At 60.0% G+C, this 12,283-nt stretch carries 11 protein-coding genes; 4 read left to right on the forward strand and 7 right to left on the reverse strand.

The window, feature by feature from the left end:
* Positions 1–96 precede the first annotated feature (96 nt).
* The 7 genes from ACU4F7_RS00410 to rhaB form a co-directional block, all read right to left on the reverse strand.
* Complete coding sequence (locus ACU4F7_RS00410) at positions 97–1,101, reverse strand: ABC transporter permease (RefSeq protein WP_481637810.1); 1,005 nt, start codon at positions 1,099–1,101, stop codon at positions 97–99.
* Entirely contained in the window at positions 1,098–2,102 is a 1,005-nt protein-coding gene (locus ACU4F7_RS00415) for an ABC transporter permease (protein ID WP_029590122.1), read from the reverse strand. The genes ACU4F7_RS00410 and ACU4F7_RS00415 overlap by 4 nt, the downstream gene beginning before the upstream one ends.
* Positions 2,102–3,613 (reverse strand): sugar ABC transporter ATP-binding protein, encoded by a 1,512-nt coding sequence (locus ACU4F7_RS00420; RefSeq protein WP_481637811.1) that lies wholly within the window; start codon positions 3,611–3,613, stop codon positions 2,102–2,104. Before ACU4F7_RS00420 ends, ACU4F7_RS00415 begins: the two co-directional genes overlap by 1 nt.
* A gap of 130 nt (positions 3,614–3,743) precedes the next feature.
* Complete coding sequence (gene rhaS, locus ACU4F7_RS00425) at positions 3,744–4,736, reverse strand: rhamnose ABC transporter substrate-binding protein (protein WP_024556757.1); 993 nt, start codon at positions 4,734–4,736, stop codon at positions 3,744–3,746.
* A gap of 100 nt (positions 4,737–4,836) precedes the next feature.
* Positions 4,837–5,661 (reverse strand): rhamnulose-1-phosphate aldolase, encoded by an 825-nt coding sequence (gene rhaD / locus ACU4F7_RS00430; RefSeq protein WP_481637812.1) that lies wholly within the window; start codon positions 5,659–5,661, stop codon positions 4,837–4,839.
* A 9-nt stretch (positions 5,662–5,670) separates the two neighbouring features.
* Positions 5,671–6,927, reverse strand: a complete 1,257-nt coding sequence (locus tag ACU4F7_RS00435; RefSeq protein WP_481637813.1) for an L-rhamnose isomerase — start codon at positions 6,925–6,927, stop codon at positions 5,671–5,673.
* On the reverse strand, positions 6,924–8,396 hold the full coding sequence (gene rhaB / locus ACU4F7_RS00440; protein WP_481637814.1) for a rhamnulokinase: 1,473 nt from the start codon (positions 8,394–8,396) through the stop codon (positions 6,924–6,926). The genes ACU4F7_RS00435 and rhaB overlap by 4 nt, the downstream gene beginning before the upstream one ends.
* Before the next feature lie 300 nt (positions 8,397–8,696).
* On the opposite strand from rhaB, the gene rhaS (ACU4F7_RS00445) reads away from it, so the two are divergent.
* The 4 genes from rhaS (ACU4F7_RS00445) (at position 8,697) to yiiM (ending at position 12,160) form a co-directional block, all read left to right on the forward strand.
* Positions 8,697–9,533 carry an HTH-type transcriptional activator RhaS gene (gene rhaS, locus ACU4F7_RS00445; protein ID WP_029590128.1) on the forward strand — a complete coding sequence of 279 codons (837 nt, stop codon included), beginning with the start codon at positions 8,697–8,699 and terminating at the stop codon, positions 9,531–9,533.
* A 73-nt stretch (positions 9,534–9,606) separates the two neighbouring features.
* A complete protein-coding gene (gene rhaR, locus ACU4F7_RS00450) occupies positions 9,607–10,461 on the forward strand; it encodes an HTH-type transcriptional activator RhaR (RefSeq protein ID WP_029590129.1) in 855 nt (284 codons plus the stop codon).
* Between the two features lie 330 nt (positions 10,462–10,791).
* A complete protein-coding gene (sodA, locus tag ACU4F7_RS00455; protein WP_024556751.1) occupies positions 10,792–11,412 on the forward strand; it encodes a superoxide dismutase [Mn] in 621 nt (206 codons plus the stop codon).
* A gap of 70 nt (positions 11,413–11,482) precedes the next feature.
* Positions 11,483–12,160: a 6-hydroxyaminopurine reductase gene (yiiM, locus tag ACU4F7_RS00460; protein ID WP_481637815.1), complete on the forward strand. Its 678-nt coding sequence runs from the start codon at positions 11,483–11,485 to the stop codon at positions 12,158–12,160.
* The last annotated feature ends 123 nt before the right edge of the window (positions 12,161–12,283 follow it).

The following is a 12,283-nucleotide window of genomic DNA, read 5'->3' on the forward strand; positions in this document are numbered from 1 at the left end:
TGGGAAATCGGTTCCCCTCTCCCTGCGCCCCTGGGTTAAAGGCGGGTGGCGCTTCGCTGACCCGCCTTACGCTTGCCGCACTGGCCGGGTGAGGAGTTAAATGCGTCTTCGCGCTATCAGGCGGCGGGTGATGATCGGCAGCGTTATCACCGCAATCAGCATCAGGCCGACGATAATCGACATCACAATGCCCGGCACGTTGAGCAGGCTCAGGCCAAAGGTCAAAAGCCCCATCAGGAAGGCGGCGATAATCACGCCCCCCATGCTGCCCGAGCCGCCAAGAATATTGACGCCGCCCAGCACCGCCATGGTCACCACGCTAAGCTCCCAGCCGAGCGCGATGGTCGGGCGCGTGCTGCCGAGCCGTGATGTCAACAGCACCGCCGCAAGCCCGGCCATCAGCCCCACCAGCGCGAAGAGGATAAGGTTATGGCGCTTGACGTTAATGCCGGAAAACCAGGCGCCGGTCGGGTTGTTGCCGATGGCGTAGGTGCGGCGGCCAAAGTTGGTTTTATGCAGCAGGAACCAGAAAACGGCGGCCAGCAACAGGAAGAGCGCAAATTCAAACGACAGCGCGCCCCAGAGATACCCCTGGCCGAACCAGGCGAAGCTCTCCGGGTAGTGGTTCAGCGCCTGGTCGCCCAGCAGAATGTACGTAATGCCGCGATACAGACTCATGGTGCCGATGGTGATGACAATCGACGAGAGGTTAAAGCGCGTCACCAGCACGCCGTTAAACAGCCCGCACAGCAACCCCACGGCAAGCCCCACGCCGACCAGCAGCAGCGTGTCCATGCCCGCCTGGGCGCAAAAGCCCATCACCGTGGAGCTGAGCGCCATGGTGGACGCGACGGAAAGGTCAATTTCGCGCGCGATAATCAGCATCGCCATCGGCAGCACGATGATCGCCTTTTCGGTGAAGTTGAAGGTGGCGTCGGAGAGGTTCCAGATATTAAGAAAGTAGGGCGACGCCAGCGCGTTACCGATAAAAACCAGCAGCGTTACCGCCAGCAGAAAACCCTCCCACCCCAGCAGGCGGCGAAAGAATGACGGCGCGGCGGCAGGGGAAGCCGTCGGCGCAGAGATAAGGATCTTACTCATGGTTTCACCGCCTCTTTTTGACGAGAAAGCGCGACGTCGCGCAGGATGAGCCGTCCTTTGCGTTTATTGCTGCGCTCGTTGAGCAAGACAGCGATAACAATCACCAGGCCTGAGATGGCCATCTGCCAGAAAGGCGAGACGCCGATTACCGGCAGCGCGTTGTTAATTACGCCAAGGAACAACGCGCCGAACAGGCAGCCCATCACCCGGCCGATGCCGCCCATGGTGCTGATGCCGCCGATGACGCAGGCGGCGACCACCTGCAACTCAAAGCCGTTCGCCACATCCACATAGGCGACGGCGAAGCGTGAGATCCACAGATAGCCGCAGAACCCCGCCAGCGCGCCGGAAAGGCAAAAGCTGACGAACTGCATTTTCCCGGCGTTAATGCCGGTATAGTAGGCCGCCGTGGCGTTGCCGCCTGCGGTGTAAAGCGCCCGCCCGGTGCGGCTGTAGCGCAGGAAATAGCTCACCAGAATGAGCGCGGCGATAGCGCACCAGCCCAGCAGCGGCAGCCCCAGCACCGGCGTGCGTGGCAGGCCGAGAAAATCCGGGCTCATCTGGTGAGCGTTGATCCAGCCGCCGTCGGAGAGCAGAAAGATAATCCCGCGATAAATGCTCATGGTGCCGAGCGTTACCACAATCGCCGGAATGCCGAGCTTCCAGACCAGCAGGCCGTTGATTATCCCCATCATTAAGCCAAGCCCGGTAGCGAGCAGCAGCAAAGCCCAGACCGGGATAGCCGGATAGTGGAAATTCAGCAGGGCGACGATCATGCCGGTGAGCGCCAGGTTGGCGGCCATCGAGAGATCGATGCCTTTGGTGAGCAGCACCATCATCTGCCCGAGGGCGAGGATTATCAGAATGGCGGTGTCGTTAAACATCTCCAGCAGGTTCGCCGGGCGCAAAAACGACGGCACGCGGCTGCCGATGACCAGCAGCATCAGCACAATCACCAGCCCGAGCAGCGCCTCGCGGTGCCTGAGTAATTTCTGCATCATCATGCCGCCTCCTGACCCGCGCCGCTGGCGGCGCTGACAATGTTCTCGGCGGTGGCTTTGCCCGCGCCGTATTCCGCCGCCATCAGCCCTTCGTGCATCACGATGATGCGGTCCGCCATGCCCATCACTTCCGGCAGCTCGGACGAGACCATAATCACCGCCAGCCCCTGGCTTACCAGCTCCGACATAAACTGATGCACCGCGGCTTTGGAGCCGATGTCGATGCCTTTGGTGGGCTCATCCAGAATGATGACGGTGGGCTGGGTGGCGAGCCATTTGCCAATGACCACCTTTTGCTGGTTGCCGCCAGAGAGCGTCTCCACCGGCTGACGCCAGCTGAAGGCTTTAACCTGCAAGCGGCGAGCGTACTCTTCGGCAAGCTGCCACTCGCGGTCGTCATGCAGAATGCCGTTGGGGTTCAGCCGCTTAAGCTGCGGCAGGCTAATGTTCTGGCTGATAGGCAGCTCGATAATCGCCCCCTGTTTCTGGCGCTCTTCCGGCACGTAGACAATGCCCGCTTCGATGGCGTCCGCCGGCTGGCGGAACTGCGCCGTTTTGCCGTTAAGGATGATTTCGCCGCTGGCAGGGCGCGTCACCCCGCACAGCGCCTGCATAAGCTCGGTGCGTCCGGCGCCCACCAGCCCGTAGAAGCCGAGGATTTCGCCTTTGCGCAGCGAAAAGCTGATATGGGCAAACTCCGTCGGATGGCAAAGGTCTTTGACCTCCAGCACCGTTTCGCCCGGTTCGCAGGCCACTTTCGGGTAGGTTTGCGTGATGGCGCGCCCTACCATCATCGCCACCATTTTCTCTTCGGTGATGCCGGCAATGTCGCCTGCGCTGACAAACGCGCCGTCGCGCAGAATGGTGTAGTGGTCCGCCAGTTCGAAAATTTCATCGAACTTGTGCGAGATAAACAGGATGGCTTTGCCTTCCTGCTTCAGGCGCTCGACAATCTGATAAAACTCCAGGATCTCATGCTGGGAGAGGGCGGCGGTGGGCTCATCCAGAATCACCACCTGCGCGTCGAAAGAGAGCGTCCGGGCAATCGCCACCATATGCCGCTGGGCGATGCTTAAGGTTTTCAGCACCGCGCGCGGGTCGATATTCACCTCAAGGCGCCGCAGGATATCGCGCGCCTGCTGGTGCATGGCGGCCCAGTCGAGCTTTTTAAATAGCCCGCGATACAGGTAGTGGCCGACGAAAATGTTCTCCGTCACGGTGAGTTCGTCAAACAGCACCGTTTCCTGATGGATGGCGGTGATGCCGACCTTGTGCGCCGCTTCCGGGTTGGGCAGGCTGATGGGAATCGCTTTGTAGAGCAGTTCGCCCGCGTCCGGCTGGTAAATGCCGGTCATCACTTTGACCAGCGTGGATTTGCCCGCGCCGTTTTCGCCAATCAGCGCCGTCACGCGACCGGGCCAGAGATCGAGCTGTACGTTCTCAAGCGCACGCACCCCAGGGAAAACCTTGGTGATGCCCTTAAGCGACAGCAGAGGGGTGGATGCCGTCATGCTGATGCTCCTTTTTTCTGAGCGACCGTAGCAGCGGCGTTGTTCGCCAGTGCGTCTACGGTCAGGAGATTGCAGGGTGGGTAAGCGACGCGCCACCCACCGTTCAGTGGCCTTGTTCGGCCGTACCGACTCAGAAAATCTTCGAGAACTTATCAATATTGCTGGCATCGTAGACGAACGGCTCCGCCATCGCCCCGTTGCCTTCGGCATCGAGCTTCACTTTGCCGAGCTTGCCCATGCTCGCTTCGGTTTTGGTCGCCGACCCTTTCACCAGGTCGTCCGCCAGATAGGTCGCCGCATAGCCCAGATCGATAGGGTTCCAGATGGCGAAGCTTTTCGACGCGCCCGATTTCACCGCCCCGGCCATTTCAGACGGCAGCCCCAGGCCCGTCACGTAGACCTGGCCGATTTTGCCCTGGTCTTTCACCGCCTGCGCCGCCGCCACAATCCCCACCGAGGAGGGAGAGACGATCACTTTCAGGTTGGGGTAAGACTTCAGCAACCCCACCGCTTCGCGGTAGCTTTTATCAGAAAGGTCGTCGCCATAGGCCACCGTCACCAGGTTGACCGACGGGTAGTTCGGCAGCACCTTTTTCATCTCGGCAATCCAGGTGTTCTGGTTAGTCGAGGTGGGGGTGGCGCTTAAAATCGCCACGTCGCCTTTTTCGACATTCAGCGCTTTCAGCGCGTCGGCGGCGAGCCTGACGTTGGTTTCGCCAATCAGCGCGTTGTTGGAGGGGTTGAGGTGGATCTGGCGGCCCTCTTTCGCCACGCCGGAATCCCAGGAGACGACCTTAATGCCGCGCTGCATCGCTTTTTTCAGCACCGGCACCACGGCGTCGGGATCGTTGGCGGAGATGGCGATCGCGTCCACGCCCTGGGCGATTAGCCCGTTGAGCACCTCGATCTGCGCTTCGGCGGTGGTGGTGGTAGGGCCGGTGTAAATGACTTTTACATCTCCCAGCTCTTTAGCGGCTTCCTGAGCCCCTACGTTCGCTGCTTCGAAAAACCCGTTGCCGAGCGATTTCGCCACCAGGGCGATTTTCACTTCGGCCAGGGCGGAACCGGACAACGCCAGAGTGGCAACGGTGAGTGTACAACCTAAAATCGCTTTTATTTTCATTTGCTTGTACTCCACGTAGTGACGCAGTTTGCAGGTAGAGAGGTTTCACGATCGCTGCAGGCCGCCATAAGGCGACCTGAGCGTCGGGCGATGTTGTTATTTAAAGTGCAATGGCGCCGGCATGCGGGGTAACGCCGAAACGTTCCCCCAGCGCAATTAATTCTTCACGGGTAATGGTCTGTTTCATACCCCCCATAGCGATGACTTTGACCAGGATTTCCGCTGACTTTTCCGCGGTGTCGATAAGGCCGAAGGCGTCATCCAGCGTCGGGCCGGTGCCGAAAATGCCGTGGTGCGGCCACAGCACTAGCGTGTGGGTTTTCATCTGTTCCGAGGTGGCGGTGCCGATGCCGTCGGTGCCCGGCACCATCCACGGCACGATGCCGACGCCGTCGGGGAAGACCACCAGGCACTCGGTGCTGCCTTCCCACAGCATGCGGGTGAAGCGTGCTTCATTAAGCTCCAGCACGAAACTCAGGGCGATAAGGTTGGTGGCGTGGCAGTGCATGATCACCCGGTCTTTGCCGCCGGAAACCGCCTTGCGCACCGCGTGCGACTGGAAGTGCGAAGCGAGCTCCGAGGTCGGCAGGCCGCCGTTGGTCAGCCCCCAGTGGATGTGATAGGCCATGCCGTCGTCGGTGATTTGCAGCAGCACCAGCGTGTCCGCCGGGTCGAGCTGCACGTTACGGAAAAATTTCCCCGAGCCGGTGACCAGGAACCAGCAGCCCGCCAGCTCCGTGCGGGGGTCGCTCAGCTCCACGCAGCGCGGCTGCGGGTAAAACTCGTTGCGATAAGGCTCCACGTCGGCGGCGTCCAGGCGCAGGCTCACGTTGCCGCCGTTACGCTCGTCCCAGCCCTTCAGCCACATATCGCTGGTGGCTTTCACCATACCCTGTACGAACCAGGAAGAAAGAATGCGTTGCATGAGTGCTCCTTAGCGCTTGCTTAAGACGTGTTGTTCATAGTGACGGACGGCGGTAAGCCAGGCGGCGTCGGCCGGGGCGTCGTGCTGCTGGCAGTACATCTCCCAGACCGCCTGCCAGGGCAGCGATTTTTGCTCTTCCAGCAGCGCCAGGCGGCCGGTGTAGTCGCCTTCCCGCTCCAGCTGGCGCAACAGGGCGGTGGGTTCCAGTAGCGCGCGCAGCAGCGCTTTTTTCATGTTGCGGGTGCCAATCACCCAGGCGGCGATGCGGTTGATGGAGGCGTCGAAGAAATCCAGGCCGATGTGCACGCGGTCGAAGAGGTCGTGGCGGATAATTTCGCTGGCGATGGCCTGGGTTTCGTCATCCAGCAGCACGACGTGATCGCTGTCCCAGCGCACCGGGCGGCTGACGTGCAAAAGCAGGCGCGGCACATAGAGCATCGCGCTGGAGATTTTGTCGGAGATAACTTCAGTCGGGTGGAAGTGCCCGGCATCCAGGCAAAGTGCGGTCTGGCGGCTGGCGGCGTAACCCAGACAGAACTCGTTGGAGCCGACGGTATAGCTTTCCGCGCCGATGCCGAACAGCTTGCTCTCCACGGCGTCAATATGGTGCGCCGGGTTAAGCTTTTCGCTAATTACCTCATCCAGCGCCGACAGCAAGCGTTGACGCGGCGCCAGACGGTCCACCGGCATATCCTTCATGCCGTCCGGGATCCAGATATTCATCACCGACGGGGTGCCGAGCTGCTCGCCGAAATACGCGGAAACGCGGCGGCTCGCCTGGCAGTGCTCAATCCAGAACTGACGGATTTCCGGGTTGGCGTGCGAAAGGGTAAAGCCGTCGGCGCTCAGCGGGTGCGAAAAGCAGGAGGGGTTGAAGTCGAGCCCCAGCTGCTGTTTTCTCGCCCATGCGACCCAGTTTTCAAAGTGCTGCGGCTTGATCTCGTTGCGCGCCACCGGGGCGTCGGCTTCCCGATAAATAGCGTGCAGATTAAGGCGCTTCGGCCCCGGGATCAGACGCATCGCCTGTTCGAGGTCGGCGCGCAGTTCATCGGCGTTGCGCGCTCTGCCCGGGTAGTTGCCGGTGGCCTGAATGCCGCCGGTCAGCCCGCCCTGCGGGTTCTCAAACCCGGCGACGTCATCGCCTTGCCAGCAGTGCATGGAGACCGGCAGGCGGTCGAGCTGGCGCAGCGCCTCGTCGGCGTCAACCCCGACGGCGGCGAAGCGCTGTTTCGCCAGTTCCCAGGCCTGATGAATGTGAGTGGTCATGCGCAAAGCTCCTTACGTGTTTTTGGGTTGTGCTGAAACTGCGCAACGAAGCGGGCAATTTCGCTGTCTGTGCGGGGAAGAAACGCCTCCTGCGGGTGGCTGGCGACGATGAGCCGGCGGAAATCGTCCACGTCCGCTATCTCATCAAGCGCCATCAGCTGGCAGCCGATGTTGCCAAGGGTGGAGGCTTCCACCGGCCCGGCGGCGACCGGGATGCCGCAGGCGTCGGCGCAAAGCTGATTTAAAAAACGGTTCTGGCTGCCGCCGCCCACGATATGCAGACGGGTAAAGGGCTTGCCGCGAAGCTGCGCCAGTTCCTGCAAGACCTGCGCATACAGCAGCGCCAGGCTGTCGAAGATGCAGCGCGCCAGCTCCGCCGCGCTTTGCGGGACGGGCTGGCCGCTTTCCCGGCAGGCGGCCTGAATTTCATCGCTCATGCTCTGTGGATTGATAAAGCGGTCGTCGTTGGGGTTAATCACAAACCGACAGGCGGGAAGCTGCTGCGCCTGCTGGATAAGCCCCGGCAGGTCGCTCACGTTTTGTTCTTTGGTTACGCGTTGCAACAGCCACAGCCCCATAATGTTTTTCAGCACGCGGTAGCGCCCTTGCGCGCCGCCTTCGTTGGTGACGTTGGCGGCCAGCGCCTGCTCGCTGGCGTACGGGGTGTTGCTCTCAAAACCCATCAGCGACCAGGTGCCGGAGGAGAGCCAGGCGGCGTCGCTATCCTGCAAAGGCGCGGCGATAACCGCGCTAGCGGTATCGTGGGTGGCGACGGAAATCACCGGCACAGACCGACCATCACGGCAAACCCAGCGGCCGATAACGTTGCCCGGATGGGTGGGCGCGCCAAACCAGCGCGTCGGCACGCTCGCCCACGCCAGCAGCGTTTCATCCCAGGCGCCGGTGTGAATGTTGATCAGTTGCGTGGTGGTGGCGTTGGTGTATTCCCAGTTCAGTTCGCCGGTAAGGCGGTAGCAGAGGTAATCGGGCATCAGCAGAGCATGTTCGACCTGCGCCAGCAGTTCCGGCTGCTGGTCGGCGAGCGCGCGCAGCTGATAGAGCGTGTTGAACGGCAGAAACTGAATGCCGGTGCGGCGATAGATAGCTTCGCGGCCCAGTTCTGCGCATGCCCGCAGCATTACCCCTTCCGTGCGGCTATCGCGATAGGAAACCGGCAGCCCGACGCGGTTGCCCGCTTTATCCAGCAAGACGAAATCCACGCCCCAGGTGTCGATGCCGATGCTGTCGATAGCGTTTGCTTCATCACAGGCTTTCTGCAACCCAATACGTATCTCGCCCTCCAGCGCATCCACGTCCCAGGTAGCAAAGCCTTCAAGAGGCTTAAGGCTGTTAGTGAAACGGTGGATTTCGCGCAGTTGCAGGTCGCGGGTCGCGCTGTCGTAACGCGCCAGCATCACGCGGCCGCTGGAGGCGCCCAGGTCAACGGCAACGCTATGGCGAAGAGTCATGGCGGGTATCCTTGTCTGAATCGTTACCCGCAGTCTAAAAAGGCGCGCAGCCCGTTACCTTCACGCTACTGACAGCGCTAAACCGCGGCTGGCAACAGAACAAAGGTAAACGTGAGGGATTTCACAGTTCAGCGTTTACAGGGCCAAGCACGGCCCTGTGAGCTTCGCCGCATTTCTGGATCTTTCCTGTCGTTTCTTAAAAAACGTGCGCAGTTTGCGCGTTTTCCCGTCGGAAATTTAAGGTGAGGCGACGGGCGGTTAACTACTATCACGCTACTTTCTGGTGCGAAGGAGGCGAACATGACGGTCTTGTACGGCGCTGATTTTTTCCCGTCGGGTAATGCCACGGTAGCGATTGAGCCGCGGCTGCCGCAGGCGGCGTTTCCAGAACATCATCACGACTTCTGGGAAATCGTAATTGTCGAGCACGGCACCGGCACTCACATTTTCAACGGCCAGCCCTATACGCTGAGCGGCGGCTCCGTCTGCTTTGTGCGCGACCACGACCGGCACCTTTTCGAGCACACCGAGAACCTCTGTCTGACGAACGTGCTTTACCGCGCGCCGGACGCGTTTTCGTTTATCGCCGGGCTGGAGCGGCTGCTGCCGCAGGAGCAGGACGGCAACTACGCCTCTCACTGGCGGGTGGGCCAGCAGGTGTTGCAGCAGGTGCGCGGGCTTATCGAACAGATAGAAGCGCTGGGCGAAGCCGCCGATACCCCCGCCATCGCTAACCGCGAAATCCTCTTTATGCAGTTGCTGATTTTGTTGCGTAAAAGCAGCCTGGCGGAGCACTGCGGCAAGGCTGACGAACGGCTTAACCAGATGATCGCCTGGCTTGAAGACCATTTCGCCGAGGAGGTGTGCTGGGAGCAGCTTGCCGACAAATTCAGCTTCTCCCTCAGAACGCTGCACCGGCAACTGAAGCAGCAAACCGGTCTGACGCCGCAGCGTTACCTGAACCGCCTGCGGCTGATTAAAGCGCGCCATCTGCTGCGCCACAGCGAGGAGAGCGTGACCGATATTGCTTACCAGTGCGGCTTTGGCGACAGCAACCATTTCTCTACGCTGTTTAAGCGCGAGTTTTGCTGGTCGCCGCGCGAAATTCGTCTCGGGCGCGACTGCCCGTTTCAGTAACGCGAGACAAATCACCCTCTTACGCGCCAAAAACGTCGATACTTTCTGACTATTTAGCTTCCAGGGGCGTGTTGTGGCCGACCAGTTAATCCTCAAAAAAGATGACTTTTTCGCCACCGCCGCCCAGGCCGTCGCGGTGGCGGACCGCTATCCGCAAAATGTCTTCGCCGAGCATTCCCATGACTTTTGCGAACTGGTGCTGGTGTGGCGCGGCAATGGCCTGCACGTGCTTAACGACCGGCCCTGGCGCATCACCTGCGGCGATCTCTTTTACATTCGCGCCGAAGACCGCCACAGCTATCAGGCGGTGAACGACCTGGTGCTGCATAACATCATCTATTGCCCCGAGCGGCTGCGCCTCAACGTGGACTGGGCGGAGCTTCTGCAACCGCCGCGCGGCTGCGAAGCGCGCTGGCGGCTGGGAAGTCAGGGGATGGCGCAGGCGCGCCAGCTCATCAACCAGCTGGAGCATGAGAGCGTGAAGCCCGATGCGCTGTCGCAGTGTCTGGCGGAGAGCCTCTTTTTGCAGCTTTGCATCACGCTGCGCCGCCACCGTTATCAGCCCGCCGACGACGCGGCGACGGAGCAGGGGGAAACGCTCGATCTGCTTATCGCCGCGCTCGGTAAAAGCCTGGAAACGGATTTTGACCTGGCGCGTTTTTGCGAGCGTCACCAGGCGTCGGAGCGGCCGCTGCGCCAGCTTTTCCGCCAGCAGACCGGTATGACCATCAGCCAGTACCTGCGTCAGCTGCGCATCTGCCAGGCGCAATATCTGCTGCGCCATACCGAGATGCTGATTAGCGAGATCGCCTCGCGTTGCGGCTTCGAAGACAGCAATTACTTCTCGGTGGTGTTTACGCGTGAGACGGGCGTAACGCCCCGCGTATGGCGCCAGCAGTTCGGCGTTTCTCTTAATAAAGCGTCATAAAGCCCGGCGCGGCGCGCTGCTTCACACTTCGTTTCATTTAAATGAAAGCGATGCGTGGGCGATATTAGATGTTTTGCGAAAAAGGAAGAAGGACGCGCGACATCACAGGAAGGGCTGCAAGCCCCGCTTCACGCGGGTAAACGGCGCGTTGCACAGACAAGTGATTTACGCTGCGCTGCGTCTATTCCAGGCATTAGAAAGAAAATTTATAACCTTATTAAAACTGCGGCATTGATAAACATTTTCAATATCACTTAATTAACTATAATGAACCCACTGCTTACGCGGCGTTAACACCCCTCTGCCGCCCGACAATAAATGGAGATGATTATGAGCTATACACTGCCTTCCCTGCCGTATGCTTACGACGCCCTGGAACCGCATTTCGACAAGCAGACGATGGAAATCCATCACACCAAACATCATCAGACTTACGTTAACAACGCCAACGCGGCGCTGGAAAGCCTGCCGGAATTCGCTAACCTGCCGGTTGAAGAGCTGATCACCAAACTGGATCAGGTGCCGGCGGACAAGAAAACCGTTCTGCGCAACAACGCAGGCGGCCACGCTAACCACAGCCTGTTCTGGAAAGGCCTGAAAAAAGGCACCACCCTGCAGGGCGACCTGAAAGCGGCTATCGAGCGCGACTTCGGCTCCGTTGAGAAATTCAAAGAAGAGTTCGAAAAAGCGGCGGCTACCCGTTTCGGTTCCGGCTGGGCGTGGCTGGTTAAGCAGGGCGATAAGCTGGCCGTGGTTTCCACCGCTAACCAGGATTCTCCACTGATGGGCGAAGCTATCTCCGGCGCTTCCGGCTACCCGATCCTGGGCCTGGACGTGTGGGAGCACGCTTACTACCTGAAATTCCAGAACCGTCGTCCGGACTACATCAAAGAGTTCTGGAACGTGGTGAACTGGGACGAAGCGGCTGAGCGTTTCGCTTCTCAGAAATAAGATTGCAAAATGACCGCTAAAAAGCGAGCCTGATGGCTCGCTTTTTTTATATCCGCATAAGGAGGCGCGAATGCAGTATCCCGTAACCGTTTTTATCGGCAAGGTGCGTGAGTATGAAGGCTCGCGGCCCAGCGCTATCGGCAAAGTGCAGGTGGAGGGTGAATTATCCCTGACCGACCGCGGGCTGGTGGGCGACCAACAGGCAGAGAAAAAGATCCACGGCGGGCCGGACCGGGCGCTGTGTCACTATCCGCGCGAGCATTATGAACAGTGGACGCGAGAGTTTCCCGAGCAGGCGTCGTGGTTTGTCGCTCCCGCTTTTGGCGAAAACCTCTCCACCGTCGGGCTTACGGAAGCGAATGTCTTTATTGGCGATATCTTTCAGTGGGGCGACGCGCTGATTCAGGTCACCCAGCCGCGCTCGCCCTGCTTCAAAGTGAATTTTCACTCCGGCATCGGCGACCTTTCCGGTCTGATGCAGGAGAAGACGCGCTGCGGCTGGCTTTACCGGGTAATTGCAGAAGGCAAGGTCGCCGCCGACGCGCCGCTGGCGTTAGTTTCGCGCGTAAGCGGCGTTTCAGTAAAAGAGGCCGCCGCCATCGCCTGGCACACCCCATTCGACGATGAGCAGTACCATCGGTTGCTGAGCGCCGCCGGGCTTTCCGCCAGCTGGGCGAAAACCATGCAGAAGCGGCGTCTTAGCGGCAAGATAGAAAGCTTTTCGCGCAGGTTGTGGGGCAGAGGGTAAGTTGCTGTCAGGGTGGTTAGTTTTACATCATGAGGCTTGCCGTTTTATCGCAGGCTAACCACTGTCGCCGCAATTTCAGCCGATTTTAAGGTGAAGCGTGAGCGTCACCGAGGATGCTTCACC

The organism is Franconibacter pulveris (genome assembly GCF_056780215.1).